This is a genomic window from Flectobacillus longus, assembly GCF_030056705.1.
In the GTDB taxonomy this organism is placed as follows: Bacteria; Bacteroidota; Bacteroidia; order Cytophagales; family Spirosomataceae; genus Flectobacillus; species Flectobacillus longus.
This window is the reverse complement of sequence record NZ_JASHIC010000007.1, coordinates 1-19,523: the sequence shown is the minus strand read 5'-3', so window position 1 is coordinate 19,523 and position 19,523 is coordinate 1. Positions and strand designations below refer to the sequence as shown.

19 protein-coding genes are annotated in these 19,523 nt (G+C 36.3%); 2 read left to right on the top strand and 17 right to left on the bottom strand.

From position 1 onward, the window contains the following. Positions 1 to 64 precede the first annotated feature (64 nt). The 5 genes from QM491_RS06460 to QM491_RS06440 all read right to left on the bottom strand — a co-directional run bounded on the left by QM491_RS06460 (position 65) and on the right by QM491_RS06440 (position 4,321). A complete protein-coding gene (locus tag QM491_RS06460) occupies positions 65 to 1,054 on the bottom strand; it encodes a glycosyltransferase family 2 protein (RefSeq protein WP_283326488.1) in 990 nt (329 codons plus the stop codon). A gap of 51 nt (positions 1,055 to 1,105) precedes the next feature. Beyond that, on the bottom strand, positions 1,106 to 1,339 hold the full coding sequence (locus tag QM491_RS06455; protein WP_283326487.1) for a hypothetical protein: 234 nt from the start codon (positions 1,337 to 1,339) through the stop codon (positions 1,106 to 1,108). A 121-nt stretch (positions 1,340 to 1,460) separates the two neighbouring features. After that, on the bottom strand, positions 1,461 to 2,684 hold the full coding sequence (locus QM491_RS06450) for an ABC transporter ATP-binding protein (protein WP_283326486.1): 1,224 nt from the start codon (positions 2,682 to 2,684) through the stop codon (positions 1,461 to 1,463). Then, positions 2,684 to 3,544 (bottom strand): ABC transporter permease, encoded by an 861-nt coding sequence (locus tag QM491_RS06445; RefSeq protein WP_283326485.1) that lies wholly within the window; start codon positions 3,542 to 3,544, stop codon positions 2,684 to 2,686. The genes QM491_RS06450 and QM491_RS06445 overlap by 1 nt, the downstream gene beginning before the upstream one ends. A gap of 135 nt (positions 3,545 to 3,679) precedes the next feature. Further along, complete coding sequence (locus QM491_RS06440) at positions 3,680 to 4,321, bottom strand: HAD hydrolase-like protein (protein ID WP_283326484.1); 642 nt, start codon at positions 4,319 to 4,321, stop codon at positions 3,680 to 3,682. Between the two features lie 132 nt (positions 4,322 to 4,453). Here QM491_RS06440 and QM491_RS06435 point away from each other — a divergent pair, with 132 nt between their 5' ends. Next, the gene (locus tag QM491_RS06435; protein ID WP_283326483.1) at positions 4,454 to 5,089 is read left to right on the top strand and encodes a response regulator; all 636 of its coding nucleotides are present in this window, start codon (positions 4,454 to 4,456) and stop codon (positions 5,087 to 5,089) included. 133 nt (positions 5,090 to 5,222) lie between these two features. On the opposite strand, the gene QM491_RS06430 is transcribed toward QM491_RS06435, so the two are convergent. Further along, on the bottom strand, positions 5,223 to 7,160 hold the full coding sequence (locus QM491_RS06430; protein WP_283326482.1) for a glycoside hydrolase family 97 protein: 1,938 nt from the start codon (positions 7,158 to 7,160) through the stop codon (positions 5,223 to 5,225). Positions 7,161 to 7,521: 361 nt separating this feature from the next. Beyond that, complete coding sequence (locus tag QM491_RS06425) at positions 7,522 to 8,028, bottom strand: DUF937 domain-containing protein (RefSeq protein WP_283326481.1); 507 nt, start codon at positions 8,026 to 8,028, stop codon at positions 7,522 to 7,524. Positions 8,029 to 8,128: 100 nt separating this feature from the next. On the opposite strand from QM491_RS06425, the gene QM491_RS06420 reads away from it, so the two are divergent. After that, positions 8,129 to 8,566 carry a nuclease A inhibitor family protein gene (locus QM491_RS06420; protein ID WP_283326480.1) on the top strand — a complete coding sequence of 146 codons (438 nt, stop codon included), beginning with the start codon at positions 8,129 to 8,131 and terminating at the stop codon, positions 8,564 to 8,566. 46 nt (positions 8,567 to 8,612) lie between these two features. Here the strand turns inward: QM491_RS06420 and rplT are convergent, their stop codons facing one another. From rplT to QM491_RS06370, 10 genes are all read right to left on the bottom strand, one after another. Continuing rightward, the gene (gene rplT / locus QM491_RS06415) at positions 8,613 to 8,957 is read right to left on the bottom strand and encodes a 50S ribosomal protein L20 (RefSeq protein ID WP_095167278.1); all 345 of its coding nucleotides are present in this window, start codon (positions 8,955 to 8,957) and stop codon (positions 8,613 to 8,615) included. A gap of 103 nt (positions 8,958 to 9,060) precedes the next feature. Continuing rightward, a complete protein-coding gene (rpmI, locus tag QM491_RS06410; RefSeq protein WP_166551099.1) occupies positions 9,061 to 9,255 on the bottom strand; it encodes a 50S ribosomal protein L35 in 195 nt (64 codons plus the stop codon). Between the two features lie 521 nt (positions 9,256 to 9,776). Further along, entirely contained in the window at positions 9,777 to 10,337 is a 561-nt protein-coding gene (gene infC, locus QM491_RS06405) for a translation initiation factor IF-3 (RefSeq protein ID WP_095167282.1), read from the bottom strand. A gap of 312 nt (positions 10,338 to 10,649) precedes the next feature. Next, positions 10,650 to 12,593 (bottom strand): threonine--tRNA ligase, encoded by a 1,944-nt coding sequence (thrS, locus tag QM491_RS06400; protein ID WP_283326479.1) that lies wholly within the window; start codon positions 12,591 to 12,593, stop codon positions 10,650 to 10,652. A gap of 138 nt (positions 12,594 to 12,731) precedes the next feature. Beyond that, the gene (locus QM491_RS06395; protein WP_283326478.1) at positions 12,732 to 13,931 is read right to left on the bottom strand and encodes a tetratricopeptide repeat protein; all 1,200 of its coding nucleotides are present in this window, start codon (positions 13,929 to 13,931) and stop codon (positions 12,732 to 12,734) included. A 304-nt stretch (positions 13,932 to 14,235) separates the two neighbouring features. Beyond that, positions 14,236 to 15,132, bottom strand: coding sequence for a class I SAM-dependent methyltransferase (locus QM491_RS06390; protein WP_283326477.1), 897 nt, complete (start codon positions 15,130 to 15,132; stop codon positions 14,236 to 14,238). Positions 15,133 to 15,368: 236 nt separating this feature from the next. Further along, positions 15,369 to 16,973 carry a hypothetical protein gene (locus QM491_RS06385; RefSeq protein WP_283326476.1) on the bottom strand — a complete coding sequence of 535 codons (1,605 nt, stop codon included), beginning with the start codon at positions 16,971 to 16,973 and terminating at the stop codon, positions 15,369 to 15,371. Positions 16,974 to 17,022: 49 nt separating this feature from the next. Then, positions 17,023 to 17,430, bottom strand: a complete 408-nt coding sequence (locus QM491_RS06380) for an EVE domain-containing protein (RefSeq protein ID WP_166551094.1) — start codon at positions 17,428 to 17,430, stop codon at positions 17,023 to 17,025. Positions 17,431 to 17,778: 348 nt separating this feature from the next. Next, positions 17,779 to 18,597, bottom strand: coding sequence for a 1,4-dihydroxy-2-naphthoyl-CoA synthase (gene menB, locus QM491_RS06375; RefSeq protein WP_095167294.1), 819 nt, complete (start codon positions 18,595 to 18,597; stop codon positions 17,779 to 17,781). A 36-nt stretch (positions 18,598 to 18,633) separates the two neighbouring features. Next, a complete protein-coding gene (locus tag QM491_RS06370) occupies positions 18,634 to 19,092 on the bottom strand; it encodes a DUF2452 domain-containing protein (protein WP_283326475.1) in 459 nt (152 codons plus the stop codon). Positions 19,093 to 19,523 lie beyond the last annotated feature (431 nt).

Sequence of the window (19,523 nt, the reverse complement as noted above, 5' to 3'; positions counted from 1 at the left end):
GCCGATATTTATACGATTGTCTAGCTAGCAAGAAGAGTTGGGATAATTCTAAACAGGGTGTTTACTATAGTGGGTAGCAGTGTGAATTTTTATGTTTAAGGTAAAATCTCCAACCAGAAAAGCAACCCTTTATTTCTTCAAAAATGAATTTATTATGCTTAGATTTTGGATGTAAAATTGCATATTTTATACGTTTGAGATAGTAAATAGGTAAGCTTCTGCTGAGTCTGTAAAGTTCTCCTTTATGACCGTATTTTTGATATTGCACCAATACCGAACTTACATTTCCTCGCATGTAAGCATATATTTGTTTCTTTAGGTCTTCCCAAGACTCACGATGTTGATGGTAAACGTAGATATGTGGAAAGTATCTACAGGTGTACCCTTCAGCCATAATGCGATACCAATACTCAGAGTCACCACTGCATCCAGAAGCTCCAACATCTAATCTTTCATCAAAATAACCTACTTTTTCAAATACAGTTTTTCTAAAAGCCATGTTCGCTCCTGCGCCTACATCCCAAGCAGGAACGCCAACTGAGAGGTGTTTTTCAAAATAGTCTTTATCAAAAACGAGAGGCTGATGTCCTTTGTTGAACCCCCAAAACCTTTCAAAAAAACATTGAGCTTCTGTTTGTAATTGATAGGGTATTACTAACCCCGTTACTGACATGGTTTGTGGGTCGGCAAAGCTTCGTCTAATTTGAGAAACCCATTCTGGAGTAACAATCACATCATCGTCAGTATATGCAAGAATTTCCCCTGTTGCGGTCATAGCTCCTGTATTGCGTGCAATATCCAAACCTTTACGTGGTTCCAAAACATAATTTACAGAAGGGAATTCTTTTTTAATTAATTCTGCGGTGCCATTATCAGAAGGGGCATTATCCACTACTACGATCTCAAAGTTTTGTTCAGTAGAAAGGAATAGCCTTGAAAGGCATTCTTTGAGGGCGGATGTTCTATTTCTAGTACAGATAACTACAGATATACTTGGTAGTTCGGTCGAAATCAGGCTTTGGAATACCTTTTTGTAATTACTTGAAAAACGCACATTTAAATAAGAGGGATTATCTTTAAAGGCGTACAATAGCTCTTGACTTTCTTAAGGAGTAAGTGGTTTAAAATAATATGAAAAAGCTTTTTTTAAGGCATTTAAGACGAACCTTTCCCATTCTGCAAGATCTTTTGGATAGACACTGTCTAGCCAAAGATGTCCCATTGGAATATTATTAAACCAGAAAAGATAATAGGCTACCTCTCCAGTTGGGAGAGGAGGAATACCTTCCTCCAACCTACAATGATGGATTTTTCGTGGAGAATAAGCGGTTTTACTCATAACAATATCGTTAAAGGTATTCGTACAAAAAGAATTAATAAATTTTAGTTTAAAATCGAGGTATCATTTTTAACCCAAATACGATTACTTTCTATTTTGTACAAAAAAATTGGAATAAGATTTAATTATGTTGAAGTTTTAAAATGGAGGATACGTATGCCTGAGGCATATCTCCTAAGATATTTGATAAATCACTGGCTAAGTCAATTGACAAACAGGTGTCAAAACCAAGTACTTTTTTTTCATAGGCATCCAAGAAGTATACTGAGAAATAATATGAGCCAGCCCCTAAATAATTGCTTGGGACTTCTCCCGAAACTTTATGGAGATTTTGCTTCCCTAAATTTTTCAATGGGGTATCAATCTGAATCAGACATTCTCCAGAAAAGCTGAATACAAACAATCTCACTATAATTGGAATCTCTGGGACGAGATTCCAATATTCTAACTCAAAACGTAGTACAGAGTTTCGGTAAATAATCTGGTTTACTCTTTCAGAAGGTGTTATTGATACCCGCTTGACTCTCAAGTACTGATTTCCTGGAGCTGTATCAGGCGAAGCGTAATCTTGGTCTAAAAACTCTATTTTTTCCTGATAAAGATATTTCGCAATAGTCGGAGTAGGAGCACCAAACTCTTTGAGTTTACCGTTTTCCAAATAAACAATTTGGTTACAAAGCTGTCTCAATGCCTGCATATCGTGACTTATAATGAGGGTTGTTTTTCCTTGTGTGGAGGCTAGCTCTCGCATTTTAATCAGGCATTTTTTCTGAAAATCTGCGTCGCCAACTGCCAATACTTCATCTAAAATTAATATATCTGCCTCAAGATGTGCTGCTACTGAAAATGCTAATCTAACATACATCCCACTTGAATAACGCTTTACTGGGGTATTGATAAAGTCTTCGATTCCAGAAAATGAGATGATTTCATCGAGCTTTTGGTTTACTTCATGTTTTTTCATACCCAAAATCTGAGCATTGAGAAATATATTTTCCAGCCCAGTAAGTTCTCCATGAAATCCCGTCCCAACTTCCAAAATACTTGATATTTTTCCTTTGCCACGAATATGTCCTTGAGTTGGTAGTAAAACTCTCGAAAGGATTTTCATGAGAGTGGATTTACCCGAACCATTTCTCCCAATAATACCGATTACCTCGCCTTCATTTACCGAAAAAGAGATATCCTGTAATGCCCAAAATGTATTATTGGATGAATCCAAACTAGCTTTTTGAGTTAGTTTTTTCCAATATTTAATCAAGTCTTGACGTAAAGTTTCGCTTCCGAGTTTACCAATTTCAAATGATTTTGAAACTTGGTCAAATTCAATCACTGGTTTGGCCATTAGAGTACTTCTATGAATTTACTTTCAAATTTTCTGAAGATGAGTAAAGCAACAATACTAAATAAAGCTATTGAACCTAATGAAATCAAGAGTTCAGTTGTCCAAAACTCGCTTGAGGAATAACAGGCTCTGAAACTTTCGAAAATAGAAGTCAGGGGGTTAAACCAAAAGGCCCAAGATAAATCTTTCGAAACTAATGAAACAGGATAAAATACGGGTGTTACAAACATGTACAATCGCATAATCAACTGGATGATATTTTCTAAATCCTTATATTTTGTGGTGAGAATAAAAGAAAACGAACCCAGCGCCAAGGCATATAATGCCATAAATGCAAGAAGAAACGGAACCGCCAACAGGTTATAGTTAAAGGATATTTCCCAATTGGTAAAAAACTGATAAAACAAAACTGCTAAAAAAAAGAACAATAGATTTATACCTAGTTTGTAGGCTTGTACCAATACGCTACTCAACGGTAAAATGATTCTTGGAAAGTAAACCTTTGATAAAATATGGGCATTGGTCCTGAAGGTGTACAATGAGCCAAACATACTATCCGCAAAAAAGCTCCACAACATGTTACCTGTCAGATAAAACAACAAAGGAGGCATGCCATCTGTGGAAACTTTAATGATATTAGCAAAAACAAGAGTGTAAACAATTGTGGTAATAAGTGGTTGAAAAACTAACCAAAAGTTGCCCAAAATGGTTTGTTTATGGCTACTTTGTAAATCTCTCTTAGTAAAACTCCAAATCAAGTCGGCATGATTGAATAATTTTTTGATACTAAAATCGAACCACCCAACCGATGGTTTGATTTCCCATTCCCAATCATCTATCTGATTTGTGTCCAATTTCATAAGATTATCATTAGTTTGGATGTAATTAATCGTTTAAAAAACAGTATTACTGAGCTAAAAAGGGTGCTAGTGTATACTTTGCCTTTAGCAAATTCTTTGCCAAAAAACAATTCCCATAAAGGAATGATTAAGCGGTTAGGTTTTTCCAAAAACAAACCTCTGTAGTTCCTCATGAGTTTTGAAATGCCCTTTTGGATAATGTTGTAGCTGCGGCTGTAATTCATCTTCATAGCCCCAGTTGACCCATGCGCAATCCATATTAATTTTCATACAGGCTTCAATATCTCTGTTTTCGTCGCCCACATACAAACATGCTTGTAAAGGATAATCTGTAGTTTTTAATAACTTCTTCAAAACCTTATCTTTTCCCATAAAATTTTCTGAACAGTAAATGTTTGAAAAATAAGTAAAATTTTGATTTTCAAGGAATTGTAAGATATTTTCTTTACTGTTTGAAGAGACAATATCTAAGGTGAATCCCTGTTGATGAAGCGTTGTTAAAAAATCAAAAATTCCTTCGTAGGGTTGTAGCGCGCTAATATTTTGTTTGTATTTTTTGTATAAAACGGGAATAATAAAGGGGATTTGAAATAAAGGTATTCCGAGATATTCTGCACGTTTGAGATAAGATAAATGTCGGATTTGAGGAATAGTTTCGGCAGTGATAGGCTTAAAGTTTTTTTCTATAGCCAATTCATTGTAGATTTTCAAAAAAATAGGAACAGAGTTGGCGAGAGTTCCGTCAAAATCAAAAATAATGTGTTTGTATGTTTGCATAGCATTAATAAGGTATCTGACCCAAAAAGGTTATTTACATCTATCTATTTATTCTGTTGTTTTGTAATATTAAAAAATATTTGACAGGTCTTCACTAAACGTAACATTTTTCCTACAGCCCAAATTAACATAATGAATAGAATTGCAATATATGAAGATAACCCTAAACTTCGTGAACTACTCGAATTACTGATAAATTCTGCGGAGGAGTTTCTGGTTGTTGGCACGCACCATAACTGTGAAAATATTCTTCTGCATATCCAATCTGAGTCACCAGATATGCTCATAATGGACATTGATATGCCTATTATTGATGGTATTGCAGGAGTAAAAATTGTTAAAGAAAAATACCCCAACATGAAAGTCATCATGCACACGGTATTTGAAGATGATGACCGGCTTTTTGCATGTTTGAGCTACGGTGCAGATGGATATATCTTGAAGAAAGACTCGCCGAGTATGCTGTTTGGCGCTATAAAACAGCTTTTTGAAGGTGGTGCGCCCATGTCACCAGGAATTGCTAAACGTATTTTGCAGACCTTTAGAAAACCTGCGCCTACCCCCAATTCCTATCATTTAACAGAGAGAGAGAAGGAAGTATTAGAATATTTGACCAAAGGTTTTTCGTATAAAATGATTGCCCACGAATGTACAATTTCGATAGAGACAGTACGCCGACATTTGAAAAATATCTATTTCAAATTACAGGTACAATGTGGTACTGAAGCCGTGGCAAAGGCGATTCGTGAGAAGATTGTCAATGAGTGATTCTTACCTAGTTAAAGACACAGTCTCGGACTAGGTAAGAAATAAAATTATTGCTTACGCAAGTTTGTCAGAGTTTTCTCCGACAAAGGCACAAATTCAGTATCCGAAATCAAAAATCCGAAATAGAACCCCGTTATTTCACCCATATAACTCCACCTTCTGGCTGAATAGTTAGAGTAGCTTCTCCAGAGCTATTAACTTTTGTTGACTTAAAAATTGGATTTCTTTTGTCATCATCATTGTATTCTGCAACGGTTTTTCCTGCAAACATTGGCAATTTTACATTGATTTTTAGGGCAGTTTTTTCAGCATTGATACCTACCAAATACCATTCAGTGCCATGACGACGTGCCAATACGCAATATTTCCCTGGATAACCATCTACAAAAACAGTTTCATCCCAAGTTGTAGGTACTTTTTTCATAAAATCAATTTCAAAATTTGGAACATCCGTCAAATTGTTTGGCGTAAGTGCAAAATTCTGAACTGTAGTTTGAAATAATACGGCAGTGGCTAATTGAAAAATATCTGTTGTTTTGCGGGTTCTGCCTCCATTATTATTTTTGTTAAGACGCTTATTGAGAAGTGTACCGCCAAAATCCATACTTCCGACGGTGTTTCTAATAAACGGATGCAGAGACGCATTAAATGCTTCATTATCATCAAAATGCTGATTGAAAATCAAGTTTTCGGACGCTAGCACTGCCTCACTACTCACGTAGTTTGGATACATTCGTTCCCAACCACGAGGAAGTGTACAGCCATGAAAGATAATCATAAGGCCATATTCGTTAGCGTCACTCAAAATTTCTTCATAAAGTTGAATAGTTTCTTGTTTATCGCCTCCAAAGAAGTCCACTTTCAAGCCTTTTACACCTTGTGCTTTTAGCCATTTCATTTCTTTTTTACGTGCAATGGCATTATCCATGCAGTGTTTGGGGCCTTGAGGGGCATTGTTCCATGCACCATTAGAGTTATACCACAAAAACACATCTACTTTTTTAGAATGGGCATATTTGATAAGTTCTTCCATGCGTTTGTATCCTACATTTTTATCCCAAAGGGCGTCCATCAAAATATACTCATATCCTAATTTTTGTGCCAAATCAATAAAGGTAATTTGGTCATCGTAATTCATACTTTCATCTTGCCACATAATCCAGCTCCAAGTAGCACGTCCTGCTTTATATTCCTGAGAAGGAGCATAAAGTGGATCAACAACATCAAAAGGAATTGTGGTTTCTACAATTGGTTTCAGACTTGTTCCCACAGTAATAGTACGCCAAGGCGTCGTAGCTGGTAACGCCATTGCTGGCTCCGCACTTCCATGACCATTGTTTTCGTCTTTTTCAGGAAATGAAATGCTGAATGTACCATTATTAGATTCACTTAATTTTGAACCACAATAGGCGCCTGTTACACCTGTTTCCGAAACTAAAGCCCAAGCTTCTTTGCCGACATGAAACAAGGCTGGGAAGGTATATCCCAAACGATATTTGGAGTTTTGATTGAGTGGAGCATCCGCCTCATACTCTTCCTCATAACTTGGTTTGGTACGCATCCATCCACTTCCTGAGGGAGCCTGAGGGGTCAAAAATGTAGTGGTTTGAGTTGGAAAACTAAAACCTGTCAGCTCTTTTTCGATGATACAATTGGCAGTTTCTTTAAAAGGTACAAGCCCATATCTAAATGCAATATCGTTATTACTTACGTTGAATGTAATTTCCATTACCTTCTTTTCGGCATTTGAAACAGTACAAACTAGCTGATTAGCTACATAACGAACCTCGGATTTTTTGATTCTGCTTTGTTGGTAATTCTTATCGATTTGCTTTTCTTCTTTTTTTACCAAAGTCAACGATTTGCTAAAGTCTCCAATGCTTGTGATGAGTCCCAGCGGCGAATTTTCCAATACTTTAATACCTTGGTAAGTAACAGAATAATTTGCCTTTCCATCTGTAATAGTCAGATTAACTTTTAATTGCCTGTCGGGACTAAAGATACTTACATTTTCCTGAGCGAAGCTGGAAATTCGCAGAAGCATCGCGGCGATAAATAGTACTTTTTTCATAATTGAGGTTAAAAAGCATTACGCTTTGTTAATTGGGGATTGATAGATTGAATTTAATTTCACAAATATTGTGTCAAAACTACACATTTCTATCTGTTTTAATACTGATAAATAATAGAAAGTTATTCCTTAATAATGTAGTTTTTATCAGAAAATACTTATAATCAGAAAAGTAAAGTCGTCATGTGATAGAAAAAAATTGTAACGAAATCAATTATCATAAAGGTGAAACTTGTTCAATTTTTCATCTTGAGTAAATTTTATCACAGTTTTAACTAGAAATATGGTGAGTGATAAAATAAAAAAGGTGTAAGAAAAATCTTACACCTTCGAATATATAAATGGGTTCGGTATGATTCTATTATTTGAATAAGCCTCCTAACATGCCACCAATGCCACCAGCGTCTCCGCCTAGTAATTTGCCTGCAATGTTAGATACATCGTTCATATCAAATTTACCATCGCTAAATGCGTTTGTGAAATCTGACATGTTCAATGAATTGTCATTTGGATCATTAGTTTTTGAAATAACGGAGCCAATTACGCCTGGTAATACTTGACTAACAATTCCTGCTGCTGCACTATTCTCAAGTCCAAATTTTTGCATTAAACCTGTTACTGCTTGCTGAGTAATGTTTGCTACAATTGGATTAGACATAAGACTTCCACCACCTGTATTTGCTTGTCCACCCAAAAGACCCATAACGCTAGCTAAACCACCGCCTTGAGCTTGCTGTTGCAGCCCGCCAGTAATGGCACCAAGGATAGTTTGCATTGCATCATTGTTTTTTTCGTTAGGAATAGCGGGGTTATTAACGATTGCGTCTTGAGAATGGTCTTGGATTAGACCCATGAGTTGCTCTAACATCTTTATGGGGGTTTAAATTTGGTTTGTGTTGAGTACAATAATAGAAAGACTTTTTATAAATTCAACTAAAATATGATTAAAATCTATAAAAATCAGTGTTATGACAGAAACAGCTATCAATTTGTCACAGGAAGCTCCAAATTTATCTTTAGGCGAAAAGATAACAGCCTTAGTAGCTGACCTTTATTATCCCAGTGAATCTGATGAAAAGGTTGAATTCTTTGATGCTCCATTTGCCATAGAGGGAACACCAGATGTGGCATCTCTTAAAATATTTTTAGGAATTCCTCCAGATGTCACCACTTCAGAATGGGATTTAGAAACTTTTTTTAAACCTTTATTAAAAAAAGAAGATTGGTTTGGAGAAGAAGAATTGGGCTGGTTAAAAGCTTCGGAAGATTTACAAGCCCTATTAACAGCCAATTTAACAGATATAAAAATATACAGAATAGGAAATATAGAGATTGAGGTGTATTTGTTAGGAAAGCCTACCGAAGGAAATTGTGTGGGTATCAAAACAAAGGTGATTGAAACCTAGAAAAACAAAAAAGCCGAACTTCCTTAGAGGTTCGGCTTTTGTTGTGCTATTTTACTTTAGCTACTACAGCTTTGAACGCCTCTGGGTGGTTCATTGCTAAGTCAGCTAATACTTTTCTATTTAATTCGATACCAGATTTGCTCACTTTACCCATGAATGCTGAGTAAGAAAGACCTTCTTGACGTGCAGCAGCATTGATACGTTGAATCCACAATGAGCGGAAATCTCTTTTCTTAACCTTACGGTCACGGTAAGCATATTGAAGACCTTTCTCGATCTTGTTTTTTGCTACTGTCCAAACGTTTTTACCTCTTCCATAAAAACCTTTGGCTAATTTAAGCACTTTTTTACGTCTTGCTCTCGACGCTACGTGATTGACGCTACGTGGCATAATCTTGTTTGTTTTTTGAAATTTGGCGTTTCATTGAAGAAAACTTTAAGGCCAATTCTCTGGTTGAACAATAACTAAATGGAAATTAGATTTCCGAAAAAAATTACAATACTAACATAGCTGTAACTCTGTTCATATCTGAAGATGATACTAATGTATCATGAACCAAGTTACGCTTACGTTTAGTAGATTTTTTTGTTAAAATGTGGCTGTGGAAAGCGTGCTTACGCTTAATTTTGCCTGATCCAGTCACTTTGAAGCGTTTTTTCGCTCCTGACTTAGTTTTAATTTTTGGCATTTCTGTTAAACGTTTAAATTGTGAAAAGTAATTGCCTTAACATTTCTGTCTTGGCTTGGTAAAATAGTCCGCAAAGATACAAAAAAGTTTGCAATTAATTGCGTTAGTAATTAATTTTTAAGAAATAAGTAATCGTGCAGAATAAGATTTAAGTTATGTGTTTAGGCACGAGGCAACAGGCACAAGGCACAGAGTGTTAAAATGTTTTATTACCCACATCCATGCTTTTTTCCAAAACCCACCGCCGAAAGCCGTTACCTGAAAGCCCCAAGCATCTGCATAGAGCTAAAAATTGAAAAGTATTTCTCATGAAATAGGTAAACCTTTTTTGCCTAATGCTTATGGCTTACGGCCAGTAGCGTATTAATACAATTTTATTTTGCATTAATACTTAAAAAGCCATTAATGCTGCGAACAGTCATTAATGGCTTTTGATTATCAGGGGTTTACCTGAAATATACCTATAAACCTTTACAGATTTATTAGATTGTCAAAGTCAAACTAGAATTTGAAATTGAATACTATTTCTTCACAACTTTTGGAGAGAAGATAATAGACATTCTTTTTCCTTCCAATCTTGGCATTTCATCTGGCTTGCCCACTTCTTCCAAACCTTTTGCAAAATTAAGCAAAAGCATTTCTCCTCTTTCTTTAAATACGATAGCACGACCAACAAAGTGTACATAAGCTTTCACTTTTGCACCTTCTTTCAAGAAACTGATAGCGTGTTTTAACTTGAAATTAAAATCGTGTTCATCTGTGTTAGGACCGAAACGAATTTCCTTTACAACTGTTTTAGCTGCGTTGGCTTTAATTTCTTTTTGTTTTTTCTTCTGTTCGTATTTAAACTTTGCGTAATCAATAACACGACATACTGGTGGAACTGCTTTTGGCGAAATCTCTACCAAGTCTAATCCTTGTTGACTCGCAATTTCTAAGGCTTGTTTGAACTCAACGATGCCTTGTTCAACGTTTTCACCTACAAGACGAACCTGCTGAACGCCACGGATAGCATTATTAATTCTGTAAGGTTCCTCTTCTCTTTTTGTCCCTTTGTAATTATTATTCGGGCGTAACGCCATATTGTAAAAGTTATTAGTTTTAAATTATATAAAATCAGATTGAGCTAGAAGTTCAAAAACTGTTTAAATCAATAACTATAATAGTCCTAAAAATGTTCCAGCACAAAGTCTATTTACAGATTTTCGTGATTATTAGATAGTTATCAATTTATCTTTCCGAAATCTAAATCAAAAAAAAATGAAATGCAAATTTCCACGTCTGTGAAACCACAAAATTATTTTTCGATGCTATTACATATTTGATCTGTAGCATTAGATAAGCAATTCAAAATTTTCTTTTGTTACTTGCCCAATGCTACAAATACTTGATGTCTAGCTAATGCGTGCTAAATTCTTATTGATTTCTTCTTGAGCCAATTGAATAAATTCTTCAATCGTCATCATTCCTAAATCGCCTTCTCCTTTTTTACGCACTGAAACTTTTCCTTCAGCAGATTCTTTTTCTCCCACAATTAGCATGAATGGAATTTTTGAAACTTCCGCATCACGGATTTTTCTACCAATTTTTTCATCTCTATGGTCGATATATCCACGCAAATCTTGTTCTTGTAATCTCAAGAATAAATCGTTTGCATAATCTTCGTATTTTTCAGAAATTGGTAATACGGCCAATTGATCTGGTGACAACCACAATGGGAAGTTACCCGCGGTGTTTTCAATCAAAATTGCCACAAAACGCTCTAATGAACCAAATGGCGCACGGTGAATCATCACTGGACGGTGTTTTTGGTTGTCAGAACCAGTGTATTCCAACTCAAAACGTTGTGGTAATTGATAATCCACTTGGATTGTACCCAACTGCCATTTACGACCAAGTGCGTCTTTCACCATAAAGTCGAGTTTTGGCCCATAGAACGCCGCTTCGCCTAATTCTACTACTGTTGGCAAACCTTTGATTTCTGCCGAACGAATAATAGCTGCTTCTGCTCTTTCCCAGTCCTCATCTCTACCGATGTACTTTTCTTTATTTTCTGGGTCACGAAGCGATATTTGTGCCGAATAATTATCGAAACCTAATGCCTTGAAAACATACAATACAAGGTCAATTACTTTCATGAACTCTTCTTCCACTTGATCTGGACGACAGAAGATGTGTGCATCATCTTGAGTAAATCCTCTTACACGAGTTAAACCGTGTAGTTCACCTGATTGTTCGTAACGATATACAGTTCCGAATTCGGCCAAACGCAATGGAAGTTCACGATAACTACGAGGTTTCACTTTGTAAATCTCGCAGTGATGAGGGCAGTTCATTGGTTTTAGGAAGAACTCTTCGTTTTCATCAGGTGTATGAATTGGCTGGAATGAATCCTGACCGTATTTGGCATAGTGACCCGATGTTACATATAGTTCTTTAGAAGCGATATGTGGAGTAACAACAGGAGAATAGCCTGCACGAACTTGCGCTTTGCGAAGGAATCCTTCCAGACGCTCACGCAACATTGTTCCTTTTGGCAACCAAAGTGGCAAGCCCATACCTACTTTCTCAGAGAAAGCAAATAATTCTAATTCTTTACCCAACTTGCGGTGGTCGCGACGTTTAGCTTCTTCTAATAAGTGTAGATATTCGTCTAATTCCTTTTGTTTCGGGAATGTAACGGCATATACACGTGTCATTTGTTTGCGGCTTACATCACCACGCCAGTAAGCACCCGCTACACTCATCAATTTAATAGCTTTGATAAAGCCAGTATTAGGAATGTGTGGTCCACGACATAAGTCAGTAAAATTTCCTTGAGAATAGAAAGTAATCGAGCCATCTTCTAAGCCATCGATTAGTTCTAATTTATATTCGTCGCCTTTTTCGGTGAAGTATTCAATCGCCTCTGCCTTTGAGATTGGTGAGCGTTGATATTCATTTTTTTGACGAGCCAATTCTACCATTTTATCTTCAATCTTCTTGAAGTCTTCCGAGCTTAAGGTTTTATCACCCATGTCGATATCGTAGTAAAATCCAGTTTCGATAGCAGGACCGATACCAAATTTTGTACCTGGGTATAAAGCCTCGATAGCCTCTGCCATCAAGTGAGCTGAAGAGTGCCAGAAGGTTTGCTTTCCATCCGTATCATTCCACGTAAGTAATTGAAAATTGGAATCTTCATTGATAGGTAATGATGCGTCAACTACCTTTCCATTTACCTTCGCTGCCAGTACATTTCTGGCAAGACCTTCTGAAATACTGAGGGCAATGTCCATCCCAGTGACTCCCTGGGCATACTCTCTAACACTACCATCGGGTAAAGTGATTTTAATCATTTGATTGTTTTAGTTTCGGCCAGTATTCTATCTTTCCAAGTCAGAAAATTATACAAACAACTTTCTTCGAAGGGATAGCCATTACAGGCGTGGGTTTTTGTATTTATGAATTAAAACGTAAAGACTATTCAAAGATAATTAATTCTTTCGAGAAGAATCAGGTTTTAAGTTTAATCTTGACTTTGGTTGCAATGGTCTAAATGTAGTATCTACATTCTTTCTTGGAATATCATATTGACTTAAGCTACTGGTATCGGTAGACGAGCCATAATTGTCTGGAATAAAGGCTCCATAATCTTGTTTACGTTTGGCACGATAAAGTCCTCCTGAAGCACGGTAATCTGTTGGATTTTCGGCGATAATTTGCTCATAAGTGAGGATTGCCGAAGTAAAATCACCTGTAAATTCTTGACAAATAGCCATGTAAAGCTTGGCATCTGGGTATTTAGGGTTAATCTTGACCGTGTGGGCAAATTGAGGCAAAGCGTAACGATAGTTTTTGATTTTGAAATACAACATTCCAGCACTAAAACTAGCTTGTGTCAAGGAAGAATCTAACTTGACAGCTTTGGTATAACTTGCCAATGCGCTATCGGTTTGATAGGCGCGTTGATAGGTAACCCCCTTTTTATAGTATAATTCAGCGTTTTTAGGATGTTGTTTAATCCCTTCATCACTATAAAACAAGGCCAAATCATATTGACGTAAGGCTGTATAAACCTCTGCAAACTTGAGATAAAGCGGTAAAAACGTTGGCTTGAAATTAAGTGTTTGATGAAAATACTGTAAAGCCGTTGTGGTATCGCCCTGCCTTGCAGCAATTTCGCCCTTAAAGAAATAGGTTTCGCCATGATTAGGAGAAATTTGTAAGGACTTATTCAAGTACAATTTTGCTTTGGCGAATTGTCCAATTTGCTGATACAAATCTCCTAAAAGAGTAAAGAGTTCTGGCGACTCTACATTGAGCACCTCTGCCTTAGAAGCAGCCTCAAGTGCTTGCTGTGGCTCCTTGAGTTCTCTTAATATTAACGCTTTCGTTTGATAGTAATGACCATTGTTGGCTTTCATGCCAATAGCGGTATTAATATCATCTAAGGCATCTTTAGGTCTTTCGTCTTCAAGATATAATTTGGCTCTTTTGTAATAAATTTCAGAGGAACTAGAAGACGAATTAATCAAATCGGTTAAGAATTCAATTGCGGCAGCTCTGCGAGCTTTTTCGGTAACTTCAGGAACAGCAGGGATCGAAAGCCCTTTTTTAGACTCGCTATTACAGCTTATCAATAAAAGTCCTATCCCCAATAAGAATATAAAGTCGAAAAACAGTCTTTTCATCATTCTCAAAATTACAGCCTTTACTATGTAAATTATTGCTGTATTAAAAAACATTTAAAAGTTCCCAAAACAAAGAAAAATTATTGTTTGAAAATATAAATAACAATATATTTGCTACTAGTAAAACCTTAACTAATCACTGATTTTGTTGTTATGAAGAAATTTTATCTTTTAGCCCTTTTCTTGTTGCTACTCAAAGCATTGGAAGTATTTATCTAGTTTTTCGACAATAAAAATAACTACTACATTGGAAGATAGTTGAGTTAGATAGCACTTTCTTTAATAAATCCTCCAATTCGTACTATTTTTAGATGCTTGCAAAACGATAATACACACCAAGAGGAAGTTTCTTTTTGAAAGAATCCTCCAAGTAAAGCTCCCCGAATTCATGATTTTTGGAATGCTCAAAGCTACACTTTACTAGATTTTCGACAATGAGAGAAGAGAATCCCATGGAGTACATATTCAAGATGAGAAAATAATTTTCTTTATCTAAAATTTGTGCAACAGTTTTGAGCATTTCATTTATCTGTTCTTCCAATATCCATTTTTCTCCATCTGGCCCACGGCCATAGGCAGGAGGGTCAAGAATAATTCCTTGATATACATTTCCTCGTTTTGCCTCACGACGTACAAACTTCATGGCATCTTCGACTACCCAACGAATATTGTCGAGCTGACTAGCTTCCATATTGTCGCGTGACCAGCTAATCACTTGTTTGATTGAATCCACGTGTGTTACATCGGCTCCCGCTTGTTTGGCTGCGATGGAAGCACCACCAGTATAAGCAAAGAGATTCAAAACCTTAGGATTTTTTACAGGCATTTTCTTTACTTTTTCCATAATAAAATCCCAGTTCATAGCTTGTTCTGGAAAAATACCAACGTGTTTGAAAGAAGAAAGAGCTAATTTAAAATTAAGATTCAATGTGGCTGTTTGGTAAGGCATATACCAACGATCAACCATACCTTTTTTCAGCATCCATTCGCCCTTTTCTTGTGAGCCTTTGTCTTTTTTGAAATAAGCATGCGCTTTATTTTGCCATTCTAATTCAGAAAGTGACTTGTCCCATGCCGCTTGCGGTTCGGGACGACGTAAGATATAGTCTCCAAATTTCTCTAATTTCTCAAAACCACCCGAATCTAAAAGTTGATAGGCTTTCCAGTTTTTGGGCGTTGCTGTTTGTATTACGGTTGTGCTCAATTGTTCTGTTGATTAAACTTCTGCAAATAAAAAGCGGTATCCTTTTCGAATACCGCTACAAATTTACAAAAAAGACTTGTTAGAATACGTGCAATTTTAGCTATATGCTTCAAGCTTACTACGAATATTTTTTGTTTTGGCTTTAAACATCTGAAAAACAGAACGTTAATTTATAAAATTCAATTTTTCGCTATTCCTCTAAAATACTCCTTGTTGAGAATATCTAATAATGCATTCTAAAAAGATACTTTGTTCAAATAGAATACATTACGGCGAAGGTTTTCGGAATCGTTATTAATTCGTTGAATGCCAGAAGCCAAAAAGTAATTATCAAACCAATAATCGATATGGTCGGACGTAGTTTTTTTCACAACATCACCCTCCACTTGAGTATCTACTTGTTTGGGTGTTAAATCATCTAGTGTAACATCTTTTACAATAGTTTTTGTAAAAATTTGACCTCTGTTACTGTAGGTAAGTGTGATTTGATCGCCTTTGATTGAAGCTTGTACTTTTTCAACCAATTTGGGCTCTTTAACATCCTTTAGTGGAATACTGTTATCCCACAACAGATTTCCTTTTTCATCAAAGGCAGCTACAATGGCATGGGTGTATATCCAACCATCAAAAGTTTGTGAGTTACCATAATATCGGTTTCCATATCCCCATGGACTGTAGTAACTACTAAATGGCGAATACAAACCATAGTAGCCATAGCCCCAACGGTATGGATTATAGAAGGAATTCCAAGGGCTACCATACAAACCAGAACCCCAAGAGCTAAACGGACTGTAAGGGTTATTGAAGTTGTTGTAACGATAATCTGCATAAAATGCTTCGGCTACAAGAATGTATTTATCATCTTGTTTGACAATATCATGTACCAAGAAACGATAATCCAAGCGGAGGTCTTCACCTTTATCTTTTTTATCTTGAATTTTTCTCTCTTGCTTCAAACGCTGTTTTTCGCTGAGATAATTAAAGAAGTTTTTGAAATCGGTAAAACTATAAAACTTCAAATCTGTCATCTCATTGTCGAGCATTTTACTGAAATAAATTCCTTGAGAAGTAGGTCCTCGCTGTGTACCGATTGAATTTTTGTGACCGTAAGTACCAAACATGATTTGAGTGCTATCCGAAACCATATTAAGACGCCCGTTCATCATAGCAAAATCTTCTTGGGTATCCATCACAATTTGATTGATAGGCGTACCTTCTTCGTCAAAGGATTTTACTACTAATTGATAATTTTTCCCTTTATTACCAACAGCATAAGTTACGTTGACAAAATGGTTTACCGTGTCGAGCTCCATCGATTGTAATTCAGCTTGATTTTTCAAAGCAGAAGGCAATACTTTGGTCTTGCGAGCGGCTAAATCTGTGTACAGAATAATGGGTTGGCTGTTGACAAGTCCTCCGATAAATACTGATGAGTTGAGTGCTTGAAAATCAGAAACTTCAAGTCTGTCGACTGACATAATTTGAAATTTTTCGATAAAACCAGGGCCAAGATTTACCTTGATTACTTCGAATACATTGCTACGATAGCGGCTAAAAAGCAAGTACACATTTTTGCCATCATAAGAGTGTTTTACATAATCGAGATTGCCATCTATTGTACCATTTACATTCCAAACAGTTTCAAGGTTGGTATCAAGTTTAATGAGGTTAAACTGATTTTTGTTGATTTGGGACAAAAGAAGCACACCTTGCTTTTGTAAAGGAATTGTAAAGTATTCAGAAGATGCCGAGGGCAGCGGAATCTCTATGCGCTTTACACTTTGGGCATACATTGCAGTTGTACAAAGTAGCCAACTTAAAATCAACAATATCTTTTTCATGTATGTTGTGATTGGGTTATAGATTAACAAAAGCTTGTAGATCAGCTATTTACTCATGAGCCAATCCCACTATGATGTCAAATTCTTCCGATTTTACAGGAGTAACCGACAAGCGAGATTGTTTGATTAATGCTAAATCTTGTAGTCTTTCATCATTCTTCATTTGTTTAAGTGTAACTGTTTTTGGCAATTTTTCAACAGGTGATAAATCTACAACAACCCAACGTTCATCGTCGGTAGTAGGGTCGGGGTAATGTTCTTTAACCACCTTAGCAATACCGACAACTTCAAGTCCTTCGTTGGAGTGATAAAAAAACACTAAATCTCCAAGCTTCATACTTTTCATGTTATTACGAGCTTGATAATTTCTAACACCGTCCCACATACCGACTCCTTGCGCTACAAAATCATCCCACGAATATTTGAAAGGCTCAGACTTTACTAACCAATAGTTCATTTCTATAAGAATTAAGTATTTTACAAATTTTATAAAAGAAAATCCCGTACGTATCTTCTTCGTTTGTTATTTCCCCAAAACTAAGAGAAATCTTGATATACTTAACGCTTTGGTCTTGAATCTTGTTATGAAAATTTGGAAGTATTTGCTTCCACTATAGACACAATTTGTAGATAAAAGGTTGATTTGCGGTGATAAGTTTTTTTTGGATAAAATCTAAATTGTTGTATATGAGTCAATAATCAAAAACGCCCAACCATAAAAATATGATTGGGCGTCGTTTGAAAATGCTGAATGTTGAGTTTTGAAAAAAGCATTTCAATGCTCTTTAGTTCAGTATTCGATTCTTTATGGGAATTTTGGGAATTTGCTGAAGTCTGGTTTTCTTTTTTCCAAGAAAGCATTTTTTCCTTCTTTTGCTTCGTCAGATAAGTAGTACAACAAAGTAGCATTTCCTGCTAATTCTTGAATACCTGCTTGTCCGTCTAATTCAGCATTAAACGCAGATTTCAACATGCGAAGTGCCAAAGGACTCTTTTCTAACATTTTCAAACACCATTCAACGGTTGTTTCTTCAAGTTTTTCTAAAGGAACTACTTTGTTGACCAATCCCATATCCAAAGCCTCTTGAGCATTATATTGGTCACACAAGAACCAAATCTCACGAGCTTTTTTCTGACCTACTACTCTAGCCAAGTAAGATGCCCCAAAACCGCCGTCGAAAGATCCTACATTTGGACCAGTTTGTCCAAAACGAGCGTTTTCAGCAGCGATAGACAAGTCGCAAACTACGTGCAAAACGTGACCTCCGCCAATAGCCCAACCTGCAACCATAGCCACCACTGGTTTAGGAATTGAACGAATTTGTTTTTGCAAATCTAACACGTTCAAACGAGGTACAGCGTCTGTACCGATGTATCCACCGTGTCCACGAACAGACTGGTCGCCACCACTACAAAAAGCACGACCACCTTCACCTGTCAAAATAATAACACCAATACGCTCGTCGTCACGACAGATGTTCATGGCGTCAATCATTTCTTTTACGGTCAATGGCGTAAAAGCATTGTGTACATGAGGGCGATTGATAGAGATTTTGGCAATCCCAGCCTCATGAAATTGAAACAGGATTTCTTGATATTCCTTGATGGTTTCCCACTGAATCATAATTGTATAATTAAATAATGAATAAGCACTAATGCCTTATTGTTCTTTGTCTAATTCTTCATTGTAAGTAACATCCCAAGTATGGTCGGCCAAAAGTAATACTTTTGCGACATATCTAACATACTTGAACGAACGACCCCACTCGTGTGGTGCTACCAGCGACAATAAATCTGTACCATCTTCTTTCTCGTACATATAGTAGGTTTCGTTGATGATAGGGTCAAACCCCACGGTAGCAGTGTAAATCCTTTCAGAAATTTCACGGCGCTGAGCAAGCGCTTTTGCTTGCCTTGCCAAAGTCTCCATTTGTTCATACAACTGGTTCATTTGACGGTCAGTTTGTTGGCGCATTGCAGTTACCGAGCGACCTTTGGTTTTGCCCATATCCTCGGGTCTAATTACTGCACCACCAGCGGTATGTGCATAAGGTAATAAGCCCGGATTTTCGGCTACTTTATCTTTATTGATAGGATTGATGAATTTATCGTCCGACATAATCTTGATGAAAATTGTGTACTGTTAATTAATGCCGCAAATTTACTAGAACAAGATTTTTTATTTACTAGGCTAATAAATTTTAGATAACTTATCTGATTTTGGCAAATAATATAGATGAATTTTTCAAATCCCATTTGATTATTTTACAAAAATAGGGATATTATCTATTGGGCAGACCAAATCTTGGAGATTTTCCAAGATTTCTATCAAGGTTTTAACCTTGTTTACCAATAAATTGTTTTTACTGATATGATTTCAAATGAGAAAATGGGTTGAACTAAATTATGCTAAAGTGGTAATTTGAGAATATAATAGACATTATCACGGTTTCAGAAGTATCATAAAAAAAGGCTTGAATTTTTTAGATTTGTAGTTGCAAAACCAAACAAACTAAAAAAGACGAGCCATGAACAAAATTAACACATTAA

Excerpts from the sequence above, each read along its gene's own strand:
- QM491_RS06425 (WP_283326481.1), bottom strand. The coding sequence starts at position 8,028 with ATGTTAGAGCAACTCATGGGTCTAATCCAAGACCATTCTCAAGACGCA.
- rplT (WP_095167278.1), bottom strand. The coding sequence starts at position 8,957 with ATGCCACGTAGCGTCAATCACGTAGCGTCGAGAGCAAGACGTAAAAAA.
- thrS (WP_283326479.1), bottom strand. The coding sequence starts at position 12,593 with ATGATTAAAATCACTTTACCCGATGGTAGTGTTAGAGAGTATGCCCAG.
- infC (WP_095167282.1), bottom strand. The coding sequence starts at position 10,337 with ATGGCGTTACGCCCGAATAATAATTACAAAGGGACAAAAAGAGAAGAG.
- QM491_RS06445 (WP_283326485.1), bottom strand. The coding sequence starts at position 3,544 with ATGAAATTGGACACAAATCAGATAGATGATTGGGAATGGGAAATCAAA.
- QM491_RS06440 (WP_283326484.1), bottom strand. The coding sequence starts at position 4,321 with ATGCAAACATACAAACACATTATTTTTGATTTTGACGGAACTCTCGCC.
- QM491_RS06395 (WP_283326478.1), bottom strand. The coding sequence starts at position 13,931 with ATGATGAAAAGACTGTTTTTCGACTTTATATTCTTATTGGGGATAGGA.
- QM491_RS06430 (WP_283326482.1), bottom strand. The coding sequence starts at position 7,160 with ATGAAAAAAGTACTATTTATCGCCGCGATGCTTCTGCGAATTTCCAGC.
- QM491_RS06380 (WP_166551094.1), bottom strand. The coding sequence starts at position 17,430 with ATGAACTATTGGTTAGTAAAGTCTGAGCCTTTCAAATATTCGTGGGAT.
- QM491_RS06385 (WP_283326476.1), bottom strand. The coding sequence starts at position 16,973 with ATGAAAAAGATATTGTTGATTTTAAGTTGGCTACTTTGTACAACTGCA.
- QM491_RS06435 (WP_283326483.1), top strand. The coding sequence starts at position 4,454 with ATGAATAGAATTGCAATATATGAAGATAACCCTAAACTTCGTGAACTA.
- QM491_RS06370 (WP_283326475.1), bottom strand. The coding sequence starts at position 19,092 with ATGTCGGACGATAAATTCATCAATCCTATCAATAAAGATAAAGTAGCC.
- QM491_RS06420 (WP_283326480.1), top strand. The coding sequence starts at position 8,129 with ATGACAGAAACAGCTATCAATTTGTCACAGGAAGCTCCAAATTTATCT.
- QM491_RS06455 (WP_283326487.1), bottom strand. The coding sequence starts at position 1,339 with ATGAGTAAAACCGCTTATTCTCCACGAAAAATCCATCATTGTAGGTTG.
- QM491_RS06450 (WP_283326486.1), bottom strand. The coding sequence starts at position 2,684 with ATGGCCAAACCAGTGATTGAATTTGACCAAGTTTCAAAATCATTTGAA.
- menB (WP_095167294.1), bottom strand. The coding sequence starts at position 18,597 with ATGATTCAGTGGGAAACCATCAAGGAATATCAAGAAATCCTGTTTCAA.
- rpmI (WP_166551099.1), bottom strand. The coding sequence starts at position 9,255 with ATGCCAAAAATTAAAACTAAGTCAGGAGCGAAAAAACGCTTCAAAGTG.